At 37.1% G+C, this 25,012-nt stretch carries 21 protein-coding genes; 16 read left to right on the top strand and 5 right to left on the bottom strand.

Translation table 11 applies throughout. The features are described 5' to 3' along the window. Window positions 1-8 precede the first annotated feature (8 nt). The 15 genes from pth (at window position 9) to CVS84_RS05085 (ending at window position 16,934) form a co-directional block, all read left to right on the top strand. The gene (gene pth, locus CVS84_RS05015) at window positions 9-557 is read left to right on the top strand and encodes an aminoacyl-tRNA hydrolase (protein ID WP_107691417.1); all 549 of its coding nucleotides are present in this window, start codon (window positions 9-11) and stop codon (window positions 555-557) included. Continuing rightward, window positions 554-1,618 carry an LptF/LptG family permease gene (locus tag CVS84_RS05020; RefSeq protein ID WP_107691418.1) on the top strand — a complete coding sequence of 355 codons (1,065 nt, stop codon included), beginning with the start codon at window positions 554-556 and terminating at the stop codon, window positions 1,616-1,618. Before pth ends, CVS84_RS05020 begins: the two co-directional genes overlap by 4 nt. 55 nt (window positions 1,619-1,673) lie before the next feature. After that, entirely contained in the window at window positions 1,674-2,897 is a 1,224-nt protein-coding gene (lysA, locus tag CVS84_RS05025) for a diaminopimelate decarboxylase (protein WP_107691419.1), read from the top strand. Continuing rightward, entirely contained in the window at window positions 2,881-3,960 is a 1,080-nt protein-coding gene (pheA, locus tag CVS84_RS05030) for a prephenate dehydratase (RefSeq protein ID WP_103618790.1), read from the top strand. Before lysA ends, pheA begins: the two co-directional genes overlap by 17 nt. Continuing rightward, entirely contained in the window at window positions 3,960-5,057 is a 1,098-nt protein-coding gene (gene hisC, locus CVS84_RS05035) for a histidinol-phosphate transaminase (RefSeq protein WP_107691420.1), read from the top strand. Before pheA ends, hisC begins: the two co-directional genes overlap by 1 nt. A 4-nt stretch (window positions 5,058-5,061) precedes the next feature. After that, window positions 5,062-6,759: a flagellar basal-body MS-ring/collar protein FliF gene (fliF, locus tag CVS84_RS05040; RefSeq protein ID WP_107691421.1), complete on the top strand. Its 1,698-nt coding sequence runs from the start codon at window positions 5,062-5,064 to the stop codon at window positions 6,757-6,759. Next, the gene (gene fliG, locus CVS84_RS05045; RefSeq protein ID WP_021091747.1) at window positions 6,759-7,790 is read left to right on the top strand and encodes a flagellar motor switch protein FliG; all 1,032 of its coding nucleotides are present in this window, start codon (window positions 6,759-6,761) and stop codon (window positions 7,788-7,790) included. The genes fliF and fliG overlap by 1 nt, the downstream gene beginning before the upstream one ends. Further along, a complete protein-coding gene (gene fliH, locus CVS84_RS05050) occupies window positions 7,787-8,650 on the top strand; it encodes a flagellar assembly protein FliH (protein ID WP_107691422.1) in 864 nt (287 codons plus the stop codon). Before fliG ends, fliH begins: the two co-directional genes overlap by 4 nt. Then, a complete protein-coding gene (dxs, locus tag CVS84_RS05055) occupies window positions 8,643-10,469 on the top strand; it encodes a 1-deoxy-D-xylulose-5-phosphate synthase (protein WP_107691423.1) in 1,827 nt (608 codons plus the stop codon). The genes fliH and dxs overlap by 8 nt, the downstream gene beginning before the upstream one ends. Window positions 10,470-10,541: 72 nt before the next feature. Beyond that, a complete protein-coding gene (locus CVS84_RS05060; RefSeq protein WP_054197019.1) occupies window positions 10,542-10,952 on the top strand; it encodes a Fur family transcriptional regulator in 411 nt (136 codons plus the stop codon). Between the two features lie 139 nt (window positions 10,953-11,091). After that, window positions 11,092-12,498 (top strand): CHAD domain-containing protein, encoded by a 1,407-nt coding sequence (locus CVS84_RS05065; RefSeq protein WP_234411903.1) that lies wholly within the window; start codon window positions 11,092-11,094, stop codon window positions 12,496-12,498. Between the two features lie 12 nt (window positions 12,499-12,510). Continuing rightward, the gene (gene ubiE / locus CVS84_RS05070) at window positions 12,511-13,233 is read left to right on the top strand and encodes a bifunctional demethylmenaquinone methyltransferase/2-methoxy-6-polyprenyl-1,4-benzoquinol methylase UbiE (RefSeq protein WP_103618784.1); all 723 of its coding nucleotides are present in this window, start codon (window positions 12,511-12,513) and stop codon (window positions 13,231-13,233) included. Beyond that, on the top strand, window positions 13,226-14,392 hold the full coding sequence (gene xseA / locus CVS84_RS05075; protein WP_107691424.1) for an exodeoxyribonuclease VII large subunit: 1,167 nt from the start codon (window positions 13,226-13,228) through the stop codon (window positions 14,390-14,392). The genes ubiE and xseA overlap by 8 nt, the downstream gene beginning before the upstream one ends. 2 nt (window positions 14,393-14,394) lie before the next feature. Next, window positions 14,395-15,474, top strand: coding sequence for a phosphoserine transaminase (serC, locus tag CVS84_RS05080; protein ID WP_107691425.1), 1,080 nt, complete (start codon window positions 14,395-14,397; stop codon window positions 15,472-15,474). Then, the gene (locus tag CVS84_RS05085) at window positions 15,474-16,934 is read left to right on the top strand and encodes a class I SAM-dependent methyltransferase (protein WP_107691426.1); all 1,461 of its coding nucleotides are present in this window, start codon (window positions 15,474-15,476) and stop codon (window positions 16,932-16,934) included. The genes serC and CVS84_RS05085 overlap by 1 nt, the downstream gene beginning before the upstream one ends. 29 nt (window positions 16,935-16,963) lie before the next feature. Here CVS84_RS05085 and CVS84_RS05090 read toward each other — a convergent pair whose 3' ends face one another. Beyond that, a complete protein-coding gene (locus tag CVS84_RS05090; RefSeq protein WP_107691427.1) occupies window positions 16,964-17,704 on the bottom strand; it encodes a sulfite exporter TauE/SafE family protein in 741 nt (246 codons plus the stop codon). Between the two features lie 152 nt (window positions 17,705-17,856). Between CVS84_RS05090 and CVS84_RS05095 the strand changes: the two genes are divergently transcribed. Next, window positions 17,857-19,128 carry an anthranilate synthase component I family protein gene (locus CVS84_RS05095; RefSeq protein WP_107691428.1) on the top strand — a complete coding sequence of 424 codons (1,272 nt, stop codon included), beginning with the start codon at window positions 17,857-17,859 and terminating at the stop codon, window positions 19,126-19,128. Here the strand turns inward: CVS84_RS05095 and CVS84_RS05100 are convergent. From CVS84_RS05100 to CVS84_RS05115, 4 genes are read right to left on the bottom strand one after another with little or no spacing between them, the layout of a single operon-like run. Continuing rightward, entirely contained in the window at window positions 19,125-21,995 is a 2,871-nt protein-coding gene (locus CVS84_RS05100) for a response regulator (RefSeq protein WP_107691429.1), read from the bottom strand. The genes CVS84_RS05095 and CVS84_RS05100 overlap by 4 nt on opposite strands. Continuing rightward, window positions 21,985-22,740, bottom strand: a complete 756-nt coding sequence (locus tag CVS84_RS05105) for a hypothetical protein (protein WP_087577586.1) — start codon at window positions 22,738-22,740, stop codon at window positions 21,985-21,987. The genes CVS84_RS05100 and CVS84_RS05105 overlap by 11 nt, the downstream gene beginning before the upstream one ends. Further along, a complete protein-coding gene (uvrC, locus tag CVS84_RS05110) occupies window positions 22,737-24,554 on the bottom strand; it encodes an excinuclease ABC subunit UvrC (protein ID WP_107691430.1) in 1,818 nt (605 codons plus the stop codon). The genes CVS84_RS05105 and uvrC overlap by 4 nt, the downstream gene beginning before the upstream one ends. Further along, window positions 24,548-24,997 (bottom strand): hypothetical protein, encoded by a 450-nt coding sequence (locus CVS84_RS05115; RefSeq protein ID WP_107691431.1) that lies wholly within the window; start codon window positions 24,995-24,997, stop codon window positions 24,548-24,550. Before CVS84_RS05115 ends, uvrC begins: the two co-directional genes overlap by 7 nt. Between the last annotated feature and the right edge of the window lie 15 nt (window positions 24,998-25,012).

Genomic DNA, 25,012 nt, shown 5'->3' on the forward strand with positions numbered 1-25,012 from the left:
GGGCTTTTGTGACACTAATAGTGGGGCTGGGAAATCCTGGTCCCAAATACGAAAATACTAGACACAACATAGGCTTTATGCTTATAGATCTCCTAAAAGACTCAAATTACAAAGATGTTAGCTCAGCCAAATTCCAAGGCGAAGTTTTTAAATTTAACGACATTATCTTGCTAAAACCTACAACTTTTATGAACCTCTCAGGGCAAAGTGTAAAAGCGGTCAAAGATTTTTATAAACCAGATAGAATAATCGTAATACACGATGATCTTGATCTTAGTTTTGGTGCAGTTAAATTTAAAAAAGGCGGTAGTAGCGGCGGGCATAACGGCATAAAATCGATCGATGGACTAATAGGTAACGAGTACGAAAGGGTGCGTGTTGGCATTGGACACCTTGGTGATGCTAAAAATTTTGTCCTTGGAGAGTTTAGTGATGAGGAGAAAAAGGCTTTAGATGAAATTTTAGCCTATACAAAAAATGCAGTTTGTGAACTACTAAAGAGTGACATCAACGAAATCTCGCAAAAATTTACGATAAAAAAAGGTCTTATAAAATGAAACTATACGCCAGATACGTTGGCTGGGTCTATATAAAATCTTTTCTTATCGTATTTTTAGCGCTTGAGTTATTTTATGTTGGCATCGATCTGCTTACAAATTTAAAGGATCTGCCACCATCTGCTAACCTTCAGCTCCTTTATGTTGGGCTTACATCGCTTAGCGCTATTGGCTATGTTTTACCACTTTCGCTTATTTTTGCACTCATTATTTTACATGTAAATATGGTCAGGTCAAACGAGCTAATCAGTTTTTATGCGCTTGGCATTAGCAAAAATAGTCTAATTTTTCCACCATTTTTTATTGCACTTTTTGTAACTATTTTTTATGTTGGCTTAAATTTTACTCCATTTGCCTATGCGCACGACTATCAAAAAAGCATCGCTAAAAATACGGCTTTCTCAAAAAGCACTACCGATTCATTTTTAAAATTTGAAGGTAAATTTATCTACATAAAGGAGCTAAATTCTGTTAATCAAATAGCAAATGATGTTAGAATTTTTGAGATAAATGGCACAAATTTACTTTCAACTACATTTGCAAATCATGCTAATTTTAAAGACAATGAGTGGATTTTAAAAGATGTTAATCAAACTATTTTGCCGCAAATTTTAGAGCTTGGTGAGGCTGGTTTTAATAAGATACAAAGTGAGAGCTTAGATGCATTAAAGGGCTTTAAGCCAAAGAGTATTGAAAGCGCTGTTAGCGTTGAAAACTCAAAATTTAATATCCCAGATGCAATAAATTTTATAAAGACATTTAAGAATGAAGGTATCGGCCTTGATAGCGCAAAAACAGCTTTTTATAACCTTGCTATCGCACCATTTTTTGCACCATTTTTGTTGCTCATTTTTTACTATCATTTGCCTGTAACTGGTAGATTTTTTAATCTTGCACTTTCGACTTTTATTTTTGTTGTGATAACTCTTGTCGTTTGGGGGCTGCTCTTTATTCTTGCAAAATTTGCACAAACTTCCGTAATCTTGCCAGAGATTGGCATAGTTTTGCCAGTTATTTTACTTTTTGCATACGCCATTTATCTCATAAAATCGCATCGTTAAGCCAAATTTTGGCAAGCTTTTTGTAAAATCAAGCCATTTTAATAAAGGCTATTTTATGGATTTTAAAGAGCTTGCAAATAGATACAAAACCCCACTTTACATTTATGATTTTAACCACATAAAAAACCGCTACGAGGCGCTAAAAAACGCATTTTACGCTAGAAAATCTCTCATTTGCTATGCGGTGAAAGCAAACTCAAATCTAAGTGTTTTAAAATTTCTAGCTGATCTTGGAGCTGGATTTGATTGTGTTAGCATCGGCGAGGTCAGAAGAGTACTTTTAGCAGGTGCAAAGAGATATCAGATCATTTTTAGTGGCGTTGGTAAGAGCGATGAAGAGTTAAAAGAGGCTTTAAAAAATGAAATTTTGCTCATAAATGTCGAGAGTTTTGCTGAACTTTTAAGACTTGAAGAGATCGCAAAAGGGCTAAACTTAAAGGCAAGAATTAGCATTAGGGTAAATCCAGGTGTCGATGCAAAAACTCACCCATATATCTCAACAGGACTAAATGAAAATAAATTTGGCGTTGATGCCGAAACAGCCAAAAAAATGTACATTCATGCTAAAGCTTCAGACTCTCTTGAGCCAACTGGTATACATTTTCACATCGGATCTCAGCTAACATCACTTAGCCCGATAATCGATGCTGCAAATATCGTTAGTGAGCTTTTAAGAGAGCTAAGAGCACTTGAAATTGATATCAAATTTTTCGATGTTGGTGGCGGACTTGGCATCATTTATAACGATGAAAAAGAGATAAATTTATACGACTATGCTCAAGGAATTTTAGCTGCACTAAAAGGCCAAGACGTGACTATAGTATGCGAGCCAGGACGCTTTATCGTAGGTAATGCCGGCTACTTTGTCGCAAGCGTTTTATATGAGAAATTTAACGGCAAAAAGAGATTTGTCATCACTGATGGCGCGATGAATGATCTTATTAGACCAAGCCTTTATGGTGCTCACCATGAAATTTTTGTTTGTGGTAAGGATAAAAATTTAGGCCCATGCGATGTGGTTGGTCCAGTTTGCGAAAGTGGAGACTTTTTAGCAAAAGATATAGAGCTGCCAGAGTGCGATAGTGGCGATATTATCGTGGTAAAAGGTGCTGGAGCTTACGGTTTTAGCATGAGTTCAAACTACAACACAAGAAACAGAGCTGCTGAAGTTTGCGTGCTTGATGGCAAAGATAGGCTTATAAGAAGACGTGAGAGCTTTGAAGATGTCGTGGCACTTGAGAGAGAATTTTTGGAGAGCGCTGATGCAAGAGCTAAATGAGCTTAGAAAAGAGATCGATGCGATCGATGATCTCATCTTAAATAAACTAAATGAAAGGATGATTTTAGTTGAGCAAATCGGCAAGCTAAAGCAAACTAGCGGAACGCCTATTTATCGTCCTGAGCGTGAGCGAGCCATCATAAACCGACTAACTAGTCTTAGCAAAGACAAAGCTTTAAATAAAGCTGCTATTGAAGCCATTTATCTTGAAATTTTTGCTGTAAGTAGAAATTTAGAGATGCCTCAAAAGATCGTATATCTAGGGCCTGAAGGCACTTACACGCATCAGGCGGCTCAGAGTAGATTTGGTGCGATGAGTTCATATTTGCCACTTGCGACCATCGAGGCGGTTTTTACAAAGCTAGCTCAAAAAGAGGCGAAATATGGCGTTGTGCCTATTGAAAATAACACCGAAGGCGCTGTTGGCGCTACACTTGATTGTTTGAGTAAATTCAGTGATATAAAAATAGTTGCTGAGCTTTATGTGGATATCCACCACAGCTTTGTTAGCATAAATGAAAATTTAAAAGAGATAAAGCGAATTTACTCGCATCCGCAAGGGTATAATCAATGCCGTAAATTTTTAGAAGATCATATGCTAAATGAAATTGAATTTGTTCCAGCAAAATCAACCGCAGCAGCTGCATATATGGCATCAATGGATAGAAATTCAGCTGCCATTTGCTCAAAGATCGCAGCAAAAATTTATAACGTACCGATCGTTTATGAGACGATTGAAGACAATATGGCAAATAGAACGAGATTTCTCATTCTTAGCGATTTTAAAAATGCAAGAGTTGAAAACTCAAAAACTTCGATCCTTGCAAAGACTGATCACAGTCCAGGACGTCTTGCTGATCTGCTTTCTATCTTTAAAAATGAAAATATCAATATCACAAAACTTGAGTCACGCCCTATTAAGCAACGCGAGTTTAAATCGATGTTTTATCTTGATTTTGAAGGGCATATCGACGATGAGAAGGTACAAAATGCCTTTGAATTAGCAAAAGAGAGCGGCGCTGAGATAACGTGGCTTGGAAGCTATTTAAACGGAGATGAGTAATGAAATTTAATGACTTTTTAGACGATCTAGTAAATTACGAGGCTGGAAAGCCGATCGAGCTTGTAGTTAGAGAGTTTGGCATCGATGCAAAAGATGTGATAAAGCTAGCGAGCAATGAAAACCCTTTTGGCACTAGCAAACGCGTAGAAGAGGCGCTAAAAGAGGTCGCTAAAAAAGCGCATCTCTATCCAGATGATAGCTACTTTGAGCTAAAAGAGGGGCTGGCTAAGAAATTTGGCGTAACTAGCAAAAATTTAATCATCGGCTCTGGAAGCGACCAGATCATAGAGTTTGCACTGCACGCAAAGGCAAATAAGCAAAGTGGCGTTTTGATGGCTGGCGTGACATTTGCGATGTATGAAATTTATGCAAAACAAACTGGAGCTAAAATTTACCGCACAAAGAGCGTGGAGCATAATTTGAGCGAGTTTTTAGAAATTTATAATGCGCATAAAGATGAAATTTCTGTCATCTTTCTTTGCTTGCCGAATAACCCATTAGGTGAGTGTTTGGACGCAGATGAGGTCTATAAATTTATAAAAAACATTGATGAAAACACGCTTATTGTGCTTGATTGTGCTTACAACGAATTTGCAAAATTTAAAGATAGTAAAAAAGAGATAAAGCCAAGCGAGGTGGTGAAATTTAAAAATGCCATCTATCTTGGCACTTTCTCAAAGGCCTACGCACTTGGTGGTATGCGCGTGGGATACGGCGTAGCAAATGAAGAGATTATAGGCGCTCTTTCAAAACTAAGAGCTCCGTTTAACATCACAACTCCAAGCTTAAGAGCTGCGATAGTAGCACTTGGGGATGATGAGTTTGTGCAGCAAGCCATGCAAAATAACTTCGAGCAAATGAAGAGATATGAAGAATTTGCAAAGCAAAATGGCATTGAGTTTATCCCAAGCTATACGAATTTTATAACTTTTAAATTTGACGAGCTAAAATCAAGCCAGATATGCGAAAAGATGCTAAAAAAGGGTATAATTTTGCGAGATCTAAAAAGCTACGCCTTAAATGCGGTGAGAATCACCATCGGCATTAGCTGGCAAAATGATAGAGTTTTTGAAGAGTTAAAGCAAATTTTAAAGTAGGAATATGGATTTTAAAGCATTACTTCATCAAATAAGTCAAATTTATCAAAAGCTTTCATTAAAGCAAAAAATCATTGCAGCTAGCTCGATCGTCTTGGTCGTGGCATTTTTGGTATTTTTAACACTTTATAAAAGCAAAAATGAAAATTTTGCAGGTTACAGCGTCCTTTTTGAAAACATTAGCCCAAACGATTCTGCCTTAATACTTGATCAGCTAAACAAAGATGGAATTAAATATAAATTAGCAAACGAAGGCACTATCCTTGTGCCAACGAGTGATGTCTATAAAGAGCGTATCGCTGTTGCAACGCTTGGAATACCAAAAGAGAGCAAAATCGGCTTTGAAATTTTTGATAAGCAAGAATTTGGTGCGACTGATGCCGAGCAGAGAGTAAAATTTCAAAGAGCGCTTGAGGGTGAGCTAGCTAGAACGATCGAGAGTCTTTCTTCTATCCAAAAAGCGACTGTTCGTATCGCTATCCCTAAAGAGAGCGTCTTTACTGAAAGACAAGCACTGCCAACCGCTTCTATCGTCGTTGAGCTAAAGCCAGGCGTTAGTTTAAATGCGAAGCAAATTTTTGGCATTAAAAACCTAGTTGCTGCCTCTATTACAAACTTAAGCACAGAAAATGTAAAAATCGTAAATCAAGACGGAGTCGCACTTGGCGATGAAGATGGTGAGTTTGATAGTGACGCTATAGCTCAGCAGATACGCTATAAACGTGAGTTTGAAAATAATTACGAGCAAAAGATCGTAAATGTGTTAGCTCCTATTGTGGGCGGAGCAGATAAGGTCGTAGCAAAGGTAAATATCGACTTTGACTTTGACAAAAAAGATACAAAAAGTGAAGTTTATGACCCAAATAACGTCGTAAGAAGTGAAAGCAATATCGAGGAAAAACGCCAAGGCTCAGCACCAAATGAAGTAGGTGGTGTCCCTGGTGCGGTTAGCAATATCGGCCCTGTTCAAGGTCTCGATGATAGCACTTTAAAAGAGCAATACAACAAAAGCTCGCAGCAGACAAACTATGAAATTTCAAAGAAAGTAACAAGCATCAAAGGACAGTTTGCTAGCATAAATAGAGTGAGTGCGGCTGTCGTTATAGACGGACTTTATCAGAGTAAAAAAGATAGCGACGGCAAGCCAACTGGCGAGCTTGAATTTGCCCCACTTACCAAAGAGCAAAGAGAGTCAATCACAAATTTAATCAAACAATCAATCGGCTATAACCAAAATAGGGGCGATGAAGTAAGCTTAGATAACTTTGAGTTTAAAACCGGCAAAGATATAAGCACTAGTGAGAAGATGGATGGCTTTGTGAATAACTATGTAGTGCCATTTATGCCGCTATTAAAATATATTTTTGCAGCATTGTTGCTCTACATCTTCTACAAAAAAGTCATTGTGCCATTTATGCAAAAGATGCTTGAAGAGACAAAAGAAGAAGAGGAGCAAGTTCAAGATGGTCTTGAAGATATTGAGGTAGATGCTGAAGATACGCTTGAGAAATTTAAAGCTGCTCGCAAAAAGGTCGAAGAGCAACTAGGACTTAGTGGCGAGTTTAATGAAGATGAATTAAAATACGATGTTTTACTTGAGAAAATGAGAGCGGTCATCACAGAAAGAAATGAAGAGATAGCAATGCTGCTTCAAGATATGGTAAAAAATGACAGCGACTTTAATATGCGTAAGGAAATTTGATGTCAATAAAGCTAAATGACAAGCAAAAAATGATTTATGATGATCTATCGATGCCTGAAAAGATTGCTATTTTGCTGATCCAGCTTGGCGAAGAGGCAACTGCTCTTATATTTTCTCACATGGATGTTGATGTCATCACTGAAATTTCAGGCTATATCGCAACCGCAAAAAACATAGACAAACAAGTCGCAAGTGCTGTGCTAGAAGAATTTTACGCGCTAATGCAGTCAAATCAATATATGAGAAGTGGCGGTTTAGAGTACGCAAAAGAAATTCTTTACCGCACATTTGGTCCAGAGGCAGCTCAGAAAATTTTAGACAAGCTTGCAAAAAGTATGGAGAACTCAAAAAGCTTTGGCTATCTTGATAAGATAAAACCACAACAGCTGGCAGACTTTATCATAAAAGAACACCCTCAAACCATCGCGCTAATACTAGCTCACATGGACTCAACGAGCGCTGCTGAAACGCTTAGCTTTTTCTCAGATGAGCTAAGAAGTGAAGTCGTTATTAGAATGGCAAATCTTGGTGATATTAGCCCATCTGTAATTAAGCGTGTTTCAACCGTGCTTGAGGGCAAGCTTGAAAGTCTTACATCATACAAAGTCGAAGTTGGCGGTCCAAGAGCTGTGGCAGAAGTGCTTAATAGACTTGGACAAAAAGCTAGCAAAAGCACGATCGAACGCATTGAACAAAGTGATGATAAACTTGCAACAACGATTAAAGAGCTTATGTTTACATTTGAAGATATTATCAATCTTAATGCAACTGCGATTAGAGAAATCCTTAAAAATGTCGATAAAAAAGACCTTATGGTCGCATTTAAAGGCTCAAGCGATGGTATCAAGGATAAATTTTTATCAAATATGTCTCAGCGTGCAGCAGAAGCCTTTAAAGAGGAGATGCAATATCTTGGTGCGGTGCGTGTAAAAGATGTTGAAGAGGCTCAAAGACGCATAGTAGAGACAGTACAAACTCTAGCTGATCAAGGTGTGTTCCAAGTCGGCGAAGCAGATGAGATGATAGAATGAAAAGCAGCGTAATAACCAGTGAAACTTCTCCAGCTCACTTTATAGAAAATTACAGATTTAAAGTACTTGGAGTTGGAGAGCGAGCTGCAGATAGTGCTCCTGTATTGATAGAAGAAAATAATCTTAGTGAAGAGTTAAGCGAGCAAAATTTTGGGCAAAAGGGTGAAAATTTCATTCCTCAAGCTAGCCACCAAACGCAGACAAACTCACAAAACCACTTTGCTTCTCAGGCTCAAAGTCCACAAATACAGCAAGCAGGCGAGTCAAGCTTTGTCGAAGAACTGCTTAAAAAAACAGATGAGCTAAGCAGCAACATCATCAAACTTCAAATGCAAATAGAAAACCAAGAGAGCGAATTTGCTAAACGCCTTGAGGCTGAAATTTCTCGTGCAAAAGAAGATGGTAAAAATGAGGGTATCGCCCAGGCAAATGCAGCAAATGAAGCAAGGATAAATGAGTTAGAGGCTAGATTTAGCGCTTCAGCTGCAAAGCTAGATGAGCAGTATGTTAAATTTGATGAGTTTTTAAAGAAGATCGAAGAAGAGCTTGGGCAAACTGCTATAAAAATCGCAAAAGAAGTAATCGATAAAGAAATTTCAACCTCTTCAAATCAGATCGCTCATCATCTAGCAAGCTCGCTTATAAAAGAGCTAAGTAATGTCAAAAATATAGAAATTCGCGTAAATCCCGAAGATAGCGAATATATAAAAGAGCAATTTAGCAAGAATGAGCACGTCAAAATAAGCGCTGATGATGCTATAAGCAAAGGCGGTGTGGTTATTATAAGTGATGGTGGCAATATCGATGCGACTATGCAAACAAGGCTAGAAAAACTAAAAATGCTGGTAAATAATGAATAAAGACGTTAAAAGTTTAGATGTTGATGAACTAAACGCGCTTTGTCATGACATCAGGGATAAAATTTTAGCCACCGTTAGCAAAAATGGCGGTCACCTTAGCTCAAATATCGGTGCAGTTGAGATCATTGTAGCGATGCATAAAATTTTTGATGTGACAAAAGATCCATTTATCTTCGATGTAAGCCACCAAAGCTACGCACATAAGCTACTAACTGGACGCTGGGAGAGCTTTGATACGCTTAGAAAATTTAATGGCATCAGTGGCTATACAAAGCCAAGCGAGAGTAAATTTGACTACTTTGTAGCAGGGCATAGCTCTACATCTATATCGCTCGCAGTAGGTGCAGCAAAGGCGATAAAACTTAAAAATGAAGATCGTATCCCAGTGGCTGTCATAGGTGACGGCTCGCTAAGTGGCGGCATGGCGTACGAGGCGCTAAATGAACTGGGCGATAGAAAATATCCTTGCGTCATCATCCTAAACGATAACGAGATGAGTATAAGCAAGCCAATAGGCGCACTTAGCAAGTATCTCAGCCAGATGATGGCGGGGCAGTTTTATCAAAAATTTAAGGGTAGGGTTGAGAAATTTCTAAGTTATATGCCAGATTCAGCTGCATATATGGCTAGGCGTATCGAAGAGGGCATTAGACTCATTACTCCTGGTATGTTTTTTGAAGAGCTTGGGCTTGAGTACATTGGGCCAGTTGATGGACACGACTTAGGCGCACTTCTTAGTACATTTGAAACTGCCAAAAATATGAAAAAACCAGTCATAGTGCACGTGCAGACACTAAAGGGCAAAGGGTATGAATTTGCTGAGGGGTGCTACGAAAATTGGCACGGAGTTGGGCCATTTGATCTAAAAAGTGGCGAATTTATTAAAAGACAGTCGAATAAGTCAGCCACGGCGATCTTTAGCGAGCAGCTATTAAAAATGGCAAGAGAGCACAACGATATCGTTGGTGTGACGGCTGCGATGCCAACAGGCACTGGCATGGACGCTTTGATACAAGAATTTCCAGATCGTTTTTGGGATGTGGCGATAGCTGAGCAGCACGCAGTCACCTCAATGTCAGCCATGGCAAAAGAGGGCTTTAAACCATTTGTCGCGATATACTCGACATTCATGCAAAGAGCCTATGATCAGGTCATTCATGACGCTTCTATTTTAAATTTAAACATCACATTTGCGATGGATAGGGCTGGCATTGTGGGCGAAGATGGCGAAACGCATCAGGGCGCCTTTGATATTAGCTTTTTAAACGCTGTGCCAAATATGGTTCTTTTTGCCCCAAGATGCGAAGAGAGTATGAAAAATGTTATGGAATTTGCCTACTCTTACAAGGGTGTTAGCGCATTTAGATATCCGCGCGGAGCGTTTATCTTAAGAGATGAGTTTGAAGCTCAGCCGCTTGAGTTTGGCAAGGGTGAAATTTTAGCTGACGCAAAGAGTGATATTGTATTTTTAGGCTACGGTAACGGCGTTGGCAGAGCAAATTTGGTCAGAATTTTACTAGCTGACAAGCTTGATGTGATATTGGTTGATCTAGTTTTTGCAAAGCCGCTTGATAGTGAGCTTTTACTGGATCTTACAAAACGCACTAAAAAATGGTACATCTTTAGCGATAGTGCTAAAAGAGGCGGTATTGGTGAGATAGTAAGTGCATTTTTACAAGAAAATAAAATTTCAAATATAAGCGTCATTAGCTTTGAGTATGAAGATAAATTTATCCCCCATGGTTCAACCGCCGAGGTTGAAAAACATCTTGGTATAAGTGCCGAGCAGATTACCAAAAATTTACTAGAAAATAATTAATATCATTTAATAAAGTAACGTTTAATATTATTTTTGCTAGCATAAGCCAAAATAAAAACAAGGAAAAGTATTATGCAATACGTATCATTATTAAAGCAATCTGGGCTAAAAGTCACGCCACAGCGCCTTAGCGTTTTAAGAATTCTTGATCGCCACACGCATCCAACGATTGATGAGCTTTATGATGAAATTTTAAAAGAGAGTCCATCGGTTTCTCTAGCAACGGTTTATAAAAATTTAAATACTTTAAAAGACGAAGGTCTCGTAGTCGAAGTAAATATCGTCAATCAAAAGGCTAGATACGACATCTACGAATATCCACATATTCATGTTGTCTGTGAAAGCTGTGGAAGCGTCGAGGACGTGAGCTACGATGATGCTGAGCTTGGCAAATATCAAGAGGCACTAGAAAAGAAGATTGGAAATATAATAGAACGTCTAAATATCGTAGCTAGCGTAAAAAGCTGTAAACACTGTAAATAAAATTTATGTTGCTATTTAGCAGCATAAATTCCATCTTTTTTCTTATAAAAATACTTTTAAAATAAGCCTAAATTTAGCATTTTTCTCATTGTTTTAAGCACTAACTTGCTAAAATGAACAAAAAATTTTGGAGAAAAATGTGAGTTTGGAGATAGAGCGTAAATTTTTACTCAAAAATTCTCAAATTCTAGATTTTTTAAAAGAAGCTGGAGTAGTCTTTAAGCATCTTGAAATTTCTCAATTTTATACCAAGATAACGCAAAATGAAGAGATCCGCTTTCGAAGTGAAGAGGATAAATTTATAAAAACTGTAAAGATAGGCAAAGATCTAATCAGAGAAGAAAATGAAGAATTTTGCGAAAAAGTGGAGTTTAAAAAGGCTCTTAAAAACCGCATCGGTAGCGTCATCTTAAAAGATAGATATATTTTTAAACTAAATAACAATCCTTGCAATATCGATATTTTTAAAAATGAACTAAACGGGCTTTGTACATTTGAAATCGAATTTAGTGATGAAAATGAAGCCGTCTTTTTCAAACTACCACCGTTTTTAGAAAATTTTTGCCTAAGTGATGTAACTTGCGATAAAAGATATAAGAACAAATTTCTTGCCATCCATGCTAATGAAAATGAGCAAATCGACTACAAAAAAGCCTATAAGATCATAAAAGAAAAAGAAATTCTGCCAAATTTTGCTGCAAATCTAAAAAGTGGTGAGGCGCTAAGAGTCCTTTTTGTTAGTATTTTTAAAGTAATAAAAAGGCTAAAAAGCCAGTATTTGATAGATAAAGATGAAGAGGTCTTGCATGAGCTTCGCGTAAATTTAAGAAAGGTTAGATCGATCCTTAAAATTTTTAGTGGCGTTTTTGATGAGAAAGTGACACTTTTTTTTGGTGAGAATTTTAAAATGCTTGCAAACTCGACAAACAAAAAGCGAGATTTGGATGTATTTTTAAGCTTTTTAAATGAGCAAAAACATGCAAATGAGCCTATATATTTTGTGAAAAAGGCTCTAGATTTAGAGTATGAAAATGTAAAAAGCTACCTTGGCGATGAAGAAAACTACGCATTTTTAAAAGAGTGGGAGATATTTTTAAATGAGGGTGAATTTTATAAGTCAAAACTCTTTGATGTAAGCCTTTCGCGCCTTGGTTCATTCAAGCTTAGAACGCTTTTAGTTTTAGCTCAAAAAAGGCTAAAAAGCCTTAATCAAGACTGCCCAAATGAGAGCTTTCATGATCTTAGGATAGAGCTTAAAAAGATGAGATATACATACGAGTTTTTATGTGAAATTTTCTATTTTGAAGGGCTTAAAAAGTATGAAGAGAAGCTAAAGCAGATGCAAGAAATTTTTGGCAATCTTCAAGACTATGACGTCTGGCTCGGTATCCTTAAAAGACTTCCAGAAATGCCAGATAAAGAGAGGCTTGAGAGTAAAATTTACAAGCAAATTTATAAAAGTAGAGAAGAGATACTAAAAAAGCGTCTTAAATTTATAAAAGCAACTCGTAAAATTTCAAGAAATTTAAAAATTTACTACATATAAAAGGGCAAATTTATGCAAAAACAAGAAAAAATCGTTGATATGTTTAACCAGATCGCTCCGACTTATGACGTCGCAAACAGAGTGCTAAGTCTTGGTGTGGACGTGAGTTGGAGGAAATTTGCCTGCAGATATATGCTAGAAATTTTTAAAAATAAAAGCATAAATATCGTAGATGTAGCTTGCGGTACTGGCGATATGATGGGGCTTTGGAGTGAAATTTCAAAAGAATTTGGCGTTGAGGTGAAAAGCCTTACTGGCATCGATCCCTCAAGTGGTATGCTAAAAGAGGCGAAGGCAAAATTTCCAAATTTTAAATTTATAGAGGCCTATGCTGACAACACGACGCTTGCAAGTGGAGAGGCTCAAATTCTAAGCATAAGCTATGGCATCAGAAACGTGGTCGAGCGAAAGGCTGCGCTTAGAGAGTTTAACAGAGTGCTTGCTCTAAATGGCTACGTAGTCGTACTTGAATTTACAAAACGTCAGAAAAAGGGCCTTATAACCTCGCTAAGAGATTTTTACCTAAGTAAAATTTTGCCAAAAATTGGTGGCTTTATCTCAAAAAACAAAGAGGCATACGAATATCTGCCAAGCTCGATCGAAAATTTCTTGGATGCTAAGAGCTTTTGTGATGAGCTAGTCGAAGCTGGTTTTGAGATAGAGCTTTGCAAGGGCTTTAGTATGGATATCTCGACGCTATTTATCGCTAAAAAGGTAAGAGAAATCAATGCTTAGTGTTTCTGAGCTAAACGAAAAAGCAAAGGCACTGCTTGAAGCCACACTTGACTATGTCGAGGTAAGTGGCGAAATTTCGCGCCTTACTAAGCACGCCTCTGGACACTGGTACTTCACGCTAAAGGACGAAAAGTCAAGCATCTCAGCTGTGATGTATCGCATGAACAACCAAAAAGTGAAATTCCTGCCAAAAGATGGGTTAAAAGTAAAAATTTATGGCAAAGTGACTATTTACTCGCCAAGTGGGTCCTATCAGCTAGTGGCAAGTGCGATGCTGCCTGATGGCGAGGGCGAGCTTGAGCTTGCGTTTAGGCAGCTTAAAGAAAAGCTCGAAAATGAGGGTCTTTTTGATATCGGCGCAAAAAAAGAGATACCAAATTTACCTAAAAAAATAGCCCTTGTCACAAGCGCTACTTCGGCGGCGCTTCAGGATATGTTAAAGGTCGTGACGAGCCGTTGGAAATTAAGCGAAATTTATATTTTTGATGCTTTAACTCAAGGTGAAAATGCCTCAAGCTCGCTTATAAAAGCCTTGCGCAGAGCCGATAAATACGGCGTAGATGTGATTGTTTTAGCTAGAGGAGGTGGCAGCAAAGAGGATCTTTGGTGCTTTAACGACGAGGGCTTAGCTCGTGAAATTTATGCTACAAAGACGCCAGTCATAAGCGCTATCGGACACGAGATCGACTACGTTATAAGCGACTTTGTAGCAGACCGCAGATCGCTTACGCCAAGTGCAGCTATGCTTGATCTGTTGCCTGATGAAGAGGCATTTTTTCAGTATCTTGACAGGCTCAGCGATGATCTTGATAGCGCTTTAAGCTTAAAGATCACCAAAAAGCAAAATTTGCTAAATGTTCTTCTTTCTAAATTTTCATCAAACGCCCTAAAAGCTAGGATCGAGCTAAAATTTAGCGAGGTAGCAAACAAGCAAAACGCTCTAGTAAATGCCGTGCAAAGAAAGATCTTGCTTCTTGGCTCGGCCCTTGGCTCGCTAGAGAAGGCTTATGAGATGAGAGAGCTCTTTTTTGAGAGCACGAAGGGGCTTATCGAGGTTAGAAAAGACGGCAAGAGAGTTGATCTTAGGGATTTAAAAATAGACGATGAGATAGAGCTTATCTCGCAAAATACACATAAAAAAGCAATAATTAAGGAGTAAAAATGAGTAGAAAAATCAACTTTAGCGCAGGTCCAAGCGCGATACCACTAGACGTTTTAGAGCACGCAAAGGTCGAATTTACCGACTATAGAGGCGAGGGCTACTCTATCATGGAGATCAGCCACAGAAGCAAGACCTTTGAGGAGATCCACTTTGGTGCGATGGATAAGATAAGAAAGCTCTATAAGATCGGCGATGAGTATGAAATTTTATTCTTGCAAGGTGGCGCACACTTGCAATTTAGCATGATACCGATGAATTTATACCAAGGCGGCAGGGCCGAGTACGCAAACACCGGCGTTTGGACAAACAAAGCCATCAAAGAGGCAAAAGTGCTTGGCGTAAATGTAGATGTCGTCGCAAGCAGCGAGGATGAAAATTTCTCTTACATCCCTGATGTGAAATTTAGTGATGACGCCGATTACGCCTACATCTGCTCAAATAATACGATTTATGGCACGCAGTATGGGGCTATGCCAAAGACAAAATCTCCACTTGTTGTCGATGCTTCGAGCGACTTTTTCGCTAGACCGCTTGATTTTAGTAGCATTGGCCTACTTTACGGCGGTGCTCAGAAAAATGCAGGTCCAAGTGGCGTTACGATCGTTATTATTAGAAAAGATCTGATAGAGCGTGTAAGTAGCCAAAACGTCCCTATGTTTTTACGCTACAAAACGCACGCAGATGCCAGCTCACTTTATAATACACCGCCAACATTTGGAATTTATCTTTTAAACTTAACCATGCAGTATTTGCTTGATCTTGGCGGACTTGCTGAGGTTGAGAAGATAAATGCCAAAAAAGCAAGTACGCTTTATGACATCATCGATAGCTCAAACGGCTTTTACATGGGACACGCAAAGACCGGAAGTAGATCAGATATGAATGTTAGTTTTACTATCCCAAAAGATCACGCTCTTGAGCCGATTTTTGTAGAAGAGGCGCTAAAAGAGGGCATGATAGGGCTAAAAGGTCATAGACATCTTGGTGGCATTAGAGCGTCTATCTATAATGCTGTTAGCCAAAGTGACGTTGATAAACTTGGCGAGTTTATGAGAGAATTTGCAAGAAAGCACGGTTGATGAACAAAGCGAAAAAAGCTTACGATGAAATTCCTTACTTCTCAGCCGCATTTAGTGACTGCTCGCCAGTTAGGATAGAAGCGGTTGCTAAATTTCTGGGGCTTAAAGCAGCTAGCCTAAAAGAGGCTAGGGTGCTTGAGCTTGGCTCATCATACGGTGGCAATATCTTGCCATTTGCCATTTCACATAAAAACGCAAAAGTCGTTGGTATCGATATCTCAAGCCATCAAGTGGCTGAAGGTAACAAGGTAGCAAAGCAGATAGGTTTAGAAAATTTTACTCTGCTTGAGAGAAATTTTTTGCACATGAACGAAAGCGATATAAAAGAGCTTGGGAAATTTGACTATATTATCGCTCATGGTGTTTATAGCTGGGTGAGCCCAAATGTAAGAGATGCGATGCTTGCCACGATTAAGGCACTACTTAGCAAGGATGGCATCGCTTATGTTTCGTATAATACCTATCCAGGTTGGAAGAGCCTTGATATTTTAAGAGATTTTATGCTTTTTGTAAGCTCAGGCAACGACAGCAAAGAAGCACTTGCTCGCGTAAAAAGCGAGTTAAATTTTTTACAGGATTATTTGAAATTTAGCTTGCAAAACCAAAGCGATGTCGTATACAAAGATAGTATGAAACTTCTTTTAACACAGCTAAATTTCTTACAAGGTATCATCGCAAAGGGCAATGATTATTATATATTGCATGATTTTTTGGAGGCTAGCAATGAGCCAACTTACTTTCATAAATTTGCTAAACATATCGATAAGCATGGACTTTGCTACGTCATAGACGCTTCGCTAAATGATATCTTTGCAAGCTCAACTGGAATTTACCGCTTTGACGCACATATCGAGCAAAATTACAACCCTCGCATCAAAAAAGAGCAACTAAACGATTTTTTATTTAATAGATCATTTAGAAAAAGCCTCATCGCTCACAAGGAGAGGCTTGGCGGTGCTGAGGACTTTGATGCGGTACTTGGAGAGAGCGAGCTCGATAGAATTTATTTTTCATATTTTAGCGAGCAGCCAAGGACAAAAACGCAAGAAATTTTAAGCAAAAGCTATCCACAAAGCTTAAATTTAAGTGAAGTAAAGGCGACACTTGGCGAGAATGCAAATGAAGCTTTTGTGGGACTGCTTGAAATTTTAAATGACGCAAATACAAAAATCTCTTCATCAAAGCTTGTAGCACTCGCTTATGAGCCTAGTAAAACCAAACTAAAGCCTAGAGCTGCTGCGTATCTTAAGTATTTTTTAAATGCTAGCTCACCAGTTATCTCTTTGGCAAATGAGCTAAATGGCAAGCTAAGCTTAAGCCATGAAGAGATCAAAATCGCCTTAAAATTTGATGGCAAAGCTAGTTTAAAAGATATCGCAAAGAGCGTAAATTTAAGTAAAGACGAACTAGATAAGCTTGCTTTTAAATTAAGCGAAGCCTACTTTTTTGAGGAAATTTAAAAAAGAGCGTGGCAAATTTAGCCATGCTCTTACTCAAAAAACATATCTTTTAATATCAAACATATCATCGCTATGTAAAAGACCAAAAACCATTTTTTAAGTGTTTTTTTGTCGGTATTTTGCGTTTTTTTGGTACCAAAGTATGCGCCTATTAGCGAGCCAAGACCTAAAAATGCGCCCTCAACGTATGAGATATGACCATTTAGTGAGAGTGAGATGAAGCCAGCGATGGCCGCAAACATAACGAAAAATACGCCCATAGAAACGGCTTTTTTCAGCTCATAACGTAAAAAGCCAACCAAGATCGGCGCGATAAAGACGCCTCCGCCGATGCCGATACTAATGGCAAAAACACCAACAAAAACACCAACTAAAAATAGCAAAAAGAGCGAATTATTCGCATTTGAGCCGTCGCTGTTTGGTGAGAAGTATAGTTTTATAAGCGAAAAGACAAATGTTGCTAGAAGCATAGACTCAAGTAAGAGTGCAGGCGCGTGCGATACTATGATACCACTAAAACTTGCTCCCACAAGACCCCCAAGTCCCAAAAATACGCCGCGGTTTAGCTTTAAAAGTCCAGCTTTGTAGTTTAGATACGAGCCAAAAGTCGCACTAAATATCATTTGCATAACGCTTATGCCAATAGCAGTTTTTATGTCATATCCAAAGGCGACCATTATAGGAACAACGACTGTGCCGCCCCCGATGCCAAAAAAGCCAGCGATATATCCAACGCCGATACCAATTATAAAAAGTTCAACAAAAAGCATAAATTTCCTTTTATGAGTGCCAAATTTTAGCCAAGTGGTGTTAAAAAAATAGTAAAAAGGTGAAATTTAGGCATAAATTTAGAAATTTGATAAAAATTTTAAAAAGTAAAAGCGAACTTTTTTTATAATCATCAAAAATTTAAAGGAAAAAAATGCTCTTAGAACAACCACTTTTTTATTATGAAGCGATCAGAAAGAAATTTAAAAATAGCTACCTTGCTGAAGACAAGACGCAAACGATAATCGGCATCGACTGCGAATATATTGACGAAAAAGATATGGACTTTTACGGACTTAGAAGCTACTTTGATACTAATCGTAACAGATCACTCGCACCTTTTGCTGGGCTCTTTGGCGTTTTTGCTTATGATGGTGTGAGATATTTTGAATATATCGGAGAAGAGAAAGCTAAAAAGTACGAATTTCCAAAATTTATCTATGCCGATGCAAAAGCTTATCTACACTTTGACAAGATGAGTAAAATTTATACATTTTATGGAGATAAGAATAAATATTATGACTTTTTGCTTGATATGAAAGTTGAATGTAAAAGTAAAGAGCAGAGTAAATTTAGTATAAAAACCGATCTTGGTAAAGAAAAGAAACACTTTGAGGATATGGTTGAGTTAGCAAAAGAGTATATAAGAAGCGGCGATGTCTTTCAGGTGGTGCTTGGTGAATTACTTGAAATTTCAACGAATATGAGCAGTCTAGACTTTTATAAAAAGCTCTCACTTACAAATCCAAGCCCATATATGTTTCATTTTCCTACACCTTATGGCGATGTGGTTGGCTCTTCGCCAGAGCTTGTTTTTGAGATGAAAAGTGAGCAAATTTTTGTGGCACCAATTGCAGGCACAAGGCCTAGAGGAAGCGATGCAAATGCAGATGCAGCACTTGAAAGTGAGCTTTTAAGTGACGAAAAGGAACTGGCTGAGCACAAAATGCTAATTGATCTTGCTAGAAATGACATCGGCAGGGTTTCGGAACCAAAAAGCGTAGCTGTAAAAAATGCTATGCATATCCAAAAATATGAAAAAGTAATTCATATCGTAAGCGATGTCTATGGCAAGTGCGCCAAAGGGCTTGATCTTTTTGATGTCTTAGCTAGTATCTTTCCGGCTGGCACACTAAGTGGTGCACCAAAAATAAGAGCTATGCAGATAATCAATGAGCTTGAAATTTCTGAGCGAAATATCTATGGCGGCGGCATTGGATTTTTACATTTTAATGGCGATGCTCAGGTTGCTATTCTTATTCGCTCAGCCATCTTTGTGTCAGGTGAAAATGGCTTTAGTGATGTATTTGTGGGGGCTGGAGCTGGTATAGTTTACGACTCAAAGAGCGAAAGAGAATACGCTGAAATTTGCCATAAGCGAGCAAGCGTGCTAAATGTATTTAAAAATAACGCAAAAGAGTTTTAGGCGTTAAACTTAATAAATTCATAAGAGCTTTTAGCGTAGCTAGTGCCCATAGAATCGATTTGCTCTCTTACGGTAGCTGAAAGCTCTGCTTTTGTGATATTTTTAGCTAGCACTTTTACAAAAGGAAATTCACTTCTTTCTTGTGCGCCAAATATCAGCACTCTTGTATCAACCTTTTGGCTTTGTCTTATCTTATCAACAACTCTTGTTAGCTCTTCGTAGTTGAAGCCTTTTACGTTTTCATCTATAAGAACGATACCGTAAGTTTTGGTTTTTATCTTTGTTAATAGCTCATCAAAGCTATTTGTGGTTTCAAGTGTGTTGTAAAATTCCCCTAAAGCTGAGCTAAATATTTTATTTTCCATTGGCGATTTCTTAAATAAAATAATATTTTCGCTTTTTGCTAGATAGCTTTCGTCTATTGCAATCTCACCAAAATTTGGCAAAAATTTTCTAAAAATTTGAGCCAGTTCGTCGCTATTTATTGGCGTTTTTATATAGGCATTGAAGTATTCTTTGACGCTGTCTCCATCTATATTTGAAGTATTTGAAAGCATTAGTATAATTGGAATTTTCGCATTTTGTATGGCTGTTTTTATAAGATCAAGATTTTTTTGAAGGCTATTTTTTTCAGCTTCGAAAAATTTTGAGCCAACAAATATAAGGTCAAAATCACCTTGCTTTATGGCTTGTTTTAGATCTTTTTTATTGCAAACTCCAACAACTTCACAGTTAAATTTACTAAAACCACTTGCTGTTATATCTATGTAAATTTCGTTAGTATCGCAGATTAAAATTTTTGGTTTATCGTTTAAATTTTTATTCATAATATCAGCTTCGCCTAAGCAAAGTAGCCTTGTAATGCTTAACGGAGTTAGCGGATCTTTTAAAATGAGCGGATTTTTAATATCTTGGCCTTGCTTATTGGTGTTTCTTAAAAATATAGCATCATAATTTTTTGTAATAGATGGACTAGTGCTTGTTAGCATATCTACTTTGAGCCCAAGGTCTTTTGTAGTCTGCTCAAAAGCTTCGTTGTAAGCGACATTTACATCTTGCAAGAATGCTAATTTATGATTGCATTTTATATCAAAGTCTTTATAGTTTGATGTTGTTTTAAAGATGACTACAAATTTAAACTCATTGCCAATACTTGGAAATGAGTTAATCTCCAGCTTACTTTCTAAATTTTTTAAATAAATTTGAGCGATTTTTAGATAAAACTCGCTCTCATCATTATTTAAGCTATTCTCATCATCTGAAAATATATCTGAAATTTGCTTTTCACTCATGGCAGCTGAGCTATTTTTTATGCTAAAGCTTACAGAACAAAGTCCGCTTCTATCAAACTCTTTTTGAACTTTTTTGATAGCGATGATAATGTTTTGATGTCTTAAAGACATTGATAAAGATGCCAAAAAGATAGAGTTAAATGCGGTTTTTAATGAATTTAGATTTCCTTCTAGTTCATTTGTAAGGCTTGGATCAAGGTAGCTTATAAAATTTATCTTTTTGCTTTGCGAATAGACAATGTTTGCTTGCAAAATTTCTTCAAAGCTTTTTTGAGGATCAAATATCTCGGTTTTATTGCATTCGCTATATTTTTTAACATTTGAGATATTTTTAGCATTGTTATAAAGCGAAGTCATGATATTTGCTTTTTTTTCTATCGTGTCTATAAATACTTGCTTTTTGCTATTATTTGTTTCTATTTTTAAAGCCGCGGTCGATGTAAAAATTTCTTTATTAATAGACTCTAGCTTCTTGCTCACTGATAAAATATATCTATCTTTTATCTGAAAAAAGCTGCTATCTTTTATATAGGTTTCTTTTAGATCTTCATAAGTTTTTATGAGCTTTGATATCGCGTTATCCGCACTTATCTCTTTTGATGATAGGATATAACTCGATATGTATTTTGACTTATCGATAAGTATCTTTAAAAATTTCAACCTAGCAGAAATACCAAGCAAAGATAAAATGAGCAAGCCACAAAGCAAAAACTCAAAAAAGGTCTTTATACCAAAGCTTATTTTCTCGCTCTTGGTAAGTTCTAACAGCTCATTTTTTATATTTATGGCACTATCTAATAAAAGTATAAATTTATCATCTTCATACTGTTTGATTAAGATGATATCTTCGATATTTAGTTTTTCAGAAAATGCGATCTTGGCTTTAGTTTCTCTTATTTTTTTAGCTTGATAGTTGGCTTCAAACTGATTAAAGTCTTTGTAAATATTCTCTTTTAGCTCACTTTTTGGAAGCATATCAAGATTTGGCGTGTTGTCCTTTACGGAATATATATTTTCTCTCACATTACTATTTATTGAAAATAAAGGGCCATTTATAAAGATATTTTTTACGTAGTATTTGGTGTTGTTTGCTAAAGAGAGTTGATTGTAAATTTTACTTAAAGTTGCGGCATAAGCTTTTATTATAAGCGGAAAGTCTCGGTCTAAATCTTGTTTAAAATCGCTATCTATTTCTCCATTTATATTTTGGAAAAATTCGTAAAATAGTTCATCAAATTTATCATTTTGGTTAAGATTTGCTAGCAATTCTTTTAATTTATTTATATTTCGTATCTCAGTGCGATCGTCTTTTCTTATAGAATTTATAAATTTTTGTGTATTTTTTAAAGTGTTATCCCGCAACCTTCTTATATCTTCTTGGCTTTTGCCTATTAGCGTATCGTGCTCTTGTATTACAGATTTTATAGTTTGAAATACTAAGGATTGTTTATATAGTTTTTCATTTAGATCTTTTAGATCTGTAAATTTTTTATAGCTTTCATTTCCGCTATATGCGCAAAAGATCGCTGAAATTATTATTGGCGCTAACAATATATAAAATTTATTATTTTTCATGGATACTCTTTTTGCTATATTTTTTGACGATATTTTCTATCTCGATTAGTCTTTTGGTAAAAAGAGACATCTCTTTCATTTTTCCATTTTGATTGTTATCTAAAAGAGCGTTAAGCTCATTTGCAAGGTTATTAAGCTTTAAATTTAATGCAGCTTCCCTTATCTCATCTACGTATTTTTTGAGCATTATCTCGTCTTTTGCGATTATGGCTGATTGGATCTGGATAAGAATTTCTCTTGCGTTGTGCAAAAATATATTTAAATAGGATGCAAAATCTTTTTTATTTAAATTTAGTATTTTAAGCGATGTTTCAAACCAGGAATCATCGATAAGTGATTGTGTCTGCGTGTCAAAAAGATACCATGCGTTTAGTTTAAAAACAGGCAGTCTTAATGTAGGTTTTACTTTTACCGCTGCTATTAGATTTTGGTTGTTTATTATGTCTTGCTTCTCTAAAAGAACGATAAAAAATTTCTCGCCATTTTTTAAAATAGCATTTTGCAATCTCGCTTCTAGTAAGATCGCACCACCATCTTTTCTTTTTAAATTTACTCTAGCACTATTATCTTTCGTATTTTGTAAAAATTCCAAGAAGCTGTAGTTTGTACTTTCTTGGCTTGTTATGACTAGCTCACTTATATCTTTGTATTGCAACAAAAAATCATCTAAACTATCAAAACCCAATAGCTCAAGTGAATCTTGCGTTATCGCAGATATTTTTAAATTTTCATCATATATTATCACTTCAAATTTCCTTCTTTGAGTACTGCAAGCTTTTCTGCTACGCTTTTATTTGTTATTTTTGCCACTTCGTCTAAATTCGCTTCGCTGATTTTATCAAAACTTCCGTAAAAGCTGATTAATTTCGCGATACTGCCCTCAGATACGCCAGCTTGCTTTAGAATTGATCTTTGCATATCATTTTTCTGCCTTGTTTTTCTGTGAAAGCTGATGACAAATCTATGGCTTTCATCACGCATTTTTTGAAAAAACTGAAGCTTTTTATCGCTCGTACTTAGGCTAAAGCTACCATTTTTTGTGTAAATTTTATCCTTTGCCTCGCCCTTTGCGCGGTGAGCTTTGGCATCGATCTTCTCTTTTGAAATGGCTATCACATCGACATTTGAGCCACTACTTGCTAAAATTTCACAGGCTAAGTTTAAAAGCACTTCGCCTCCGTCAATAACCCAAAGATCAGGCGGGCTAAGCTTGTCAAATCTAAGTGCTCTAGCTGTTAGGCTCTCTTTCATCTGATCGTAGTCGTTTTTAGAGCTTAAGTGCATGTGGCGGTAGTTTTGCTTCGCCCACTCGCCATGCTCATAGCGCACCATCGCTCCAACGCTAGCCTCACCAAAAAGGTGTGAGTTGTCATATGCCTCGACTACGTAAGGCGTGTGAGCTAGGTTAAAGTACTCTTTTATCTCATTTAGTAGCTCATTATCGTGCGTTTTTAGGTATTTTTCGATGCTAACTTCAGCGTTTTTGGTGGCGATCTCACAAATTTTTCGCTTATCGCCTATTTTTGGGCATGCGATATTAAATTTACGTTCGAATCTCTCGTTTAAAATTTCCTCCACCAGCTTGCTATCTTCAAAGTCCTCTTGGACGTAAATTTTGGTGCTAATAATAGGCTGACCAGCTATGAAGCTTTTTAAAATAGCCTGCTTATAAGCCTCGTTTATCTCATCTTTTTGGGCGTTTTTAGCCTGCGCGATGTCAGTTTTTACTCCAGTTATCTTGCCACTTTGTACGCTAAATCTCACCGCACAGATCATATCGTGCACGCAAGCGACCGAGTATGCCTCAAAGTCCTCAAGCTTAGCAAGATCGACCTCGACCTTTGTTTGCATATTTTTAAGCGTTTGCATCTTATCTCTAGTCGCGGCTGCTTGCTCGTAGTCTTCGGCCTTGGCGTAGTTTAGCATGAGCTCTTCAAGGCGAGCGATGAGCAAATTTGGATTTTGTAAGGCCGCGATAGCTTCGTTTACGATCTTAGCGTAGTTTTCTTTTGAAATTTTGCCTTCACACGGGGCATAGCAGCGTTTTAGCTGATAAAAAAGGCAGGCTTTTTTGCCTTTGATGCAGGATTTTTTCTGAACGAGGTTGAAATTTAGATAAAGTGCCTCAAGCAGCTCGCTAGCTCCACTAAAATATGGCCCAAAATAGCGGATATTCGAGCCTTTTACCACCTTTCTAGTGATCTCAAATCTTGGAAAATCATCATTTAAATTTATAAAAATATAAGGGTAGGTCTTGTCGTCACGAAGCAAGATGTTGTATTTTGGCTTAAGCTGCTTGATGAAAGAATTTTCAAGTATTAGAGCGTCTGCTTCGCTTGGCGTGACGATGTATTCAAGATGCACCGCCTCGCTTATCATCTTTGAAATTCTAGGGCTTAGTTTTTCAGCCGGAGCTAGGCTTGGGGTAAATTTAAAGTAGCTTTTGACCCTATTTTTTAAAATTTTGGCCTTGCCAACGTATAAGAGTCTGTTTTGCGCGTCAAAATACTGGTATACGCCAGGCTCGTTTGGAAGCGTTCTTATCTCGTCTATTAGCATCTTGCCTGCTCATTTTTCTTGAGCAAAATTTCTCTTAGCTCTTCAAATTTTTGGTGTATTTGCTCGTCTTTTGCTAAATTTTTAAACTCGCCTTTACTAGCTGGCGCATAAAAGATAGCACCTTGCTCTTTTTGATTAAAAAATTTTAAAAATTTGCTCACGACAAATCTTATATTTTCTTCTTTTTTGTTCTTTGTATAGTTGATTTCGTTAATAGGTTTTGGAGTAAGAATACTGTTAAAAACGCTATTTTTATTAAAATTGCAAAAGGTTTTTAATAACCTTTTTATATCATTTATACTACTATCACGCCTAAGCTCTAAAAGCCCAGTGGGATGAGTAAGAACAAAGGTCAAAACACCTTCTCTAACGTAGCAAAAAGCTATATAAAATCGTTTTGCTTTCCCCATAAGCTCTAAAAGCTGTTGGCACTCATTTGCCATGCTTAATTTTTCTTT

Source organism: Campylobacter concisus (assembly GCF_003048575.1).
Classification (GTDB): domain Bacteria; phylum Campylobacterota; class Campylobacteria; order Campylobacterales; family Campylobacteraceae; genus Campylobacter_A; species Campylobacter_A concisus_U.

Excerpts from the sequence above, each read along its gene's own strand:
- CVS84_RS05020 (WP_107691418.1), top strand. The coding sequence starts at position 554 with ATGAAACTATACGCCAGATACGTTGGCTGGGTCTATATAAAATCTTTT.
- lysA (WP_107691419.1), top strand. The coding sequence starts at position 1,674 with ATGGATTTTAAAGAGCTTGCAAATAGATACAAAACCCCACTTTACATT.
- pheA (WP_103618790.1), top strand. The coding sequence starts at position 2,881 with ATGCAAGAGCTAAATGAGCTTAGAAAAGAGATCGATGCGATCGATGAT.
- hisC (WP_107691420.1), top strand. The coding sequence starts at position 3,960 with ATGAAATTTAATGACTTTTTAGACGATCTAGTAAATTACGAGGCTGGA.
- fliF (WP_107691421.1), top strand. The coding sequence starts at position 5,062 with ATGGATTTTAAAGCATTACTTCATCAAATAAGTCAAATTTATCAAAAG.
- fliG (WP_021091747.1), top strand. The coding sequence starts at position 6,759 with ATGTCAATAAAGCTAAATGACAAGCAAAAAATGATTTATGATGATCTA.
- fliH (WP_107691422.1), top strand. The coding sequence starts at position 7,787 with ATGAAAAGCAGCGTAATAACCAGTGAAACTTCTCCAGCTCACTTTATA.
- dxs (WP_107691423.1), top strand. The coding sequence starts at position 8,643 with ATGAATAAAGACGTTAAAAGTTTAGATGTTGATGAACTAAACGCGCTT.
- CVS84_RS05060 (WP_054197019.1), top strand. The coding sequence starts at position 10,542 with ATGCAATACGTATCATTATTAAAGCAATCTGGGCTAAAAGTCACGCCA.
- ubiE (WP_103618784.1), top strand. The coding sequence starts at position 12,511 with ATGCAAAAACAAGAAAAAATCGTTGATATGTTTAACCAGATCGCTCCG.
- xseA (WP_107691424.1), top strand. The coding sequence starts at position 13,226 with ATGCTTAGTGTTTCTGAGCTAAACGAAAAAGCAAAGGCACTGCTTGAA.
- serC (WP_107691425.1), top strand. The coding sequence starts at position 14,395 with ATGAGTAGAAAAATCAACTTTAGCGCAGGTCCAAGCGCGATACCACTA.
- CVS84_RS05085 (WP_107691426.1), top strand. The coding sequence starts at position 15,474 with ATGAACAAAGCGAAAAAAGCTTACGATGAAATTCCTTACTTCTCAGCC.
- CVS84_RS05090 (WP_107691427.1), bottom strand. The coding sequence starts at position 17,704 with ATGCTTTTTGTTGAACTTTTTATAATTGGTATCGGCGTTGGATATATC.
- CVS84_RS05095 (WP_107691428.1), top strand. The coding sequence starts at position 17,857 with ATGCTCTTAGAACAACCACTTTTTTATTATGAAGCGATCAGAAAGAAA.
- CVS84_RS05100 (WP_107691429.1), bottom strand. The coding sequence starts at position 21,995 with ATGAAAAATAATAAATTTTATATATTGTTAGCGCCAATAATAATTTCA.
- uvrC (WP_107691430.1), bottom strand. The coding sequence starts at position 24,554 with ATGCTAATAGACGAGATAAGAACGCTTCCAAACGAGCCTGGCGTATAC.
- CVS84_RS05115 (WP_107691431.1), bottom strand. The coding sequence starts at position 24,997 with ATGGCAAATGAGTGCCAACAGCTTTTAGAGCTTATGGGGAAAGCAAAA.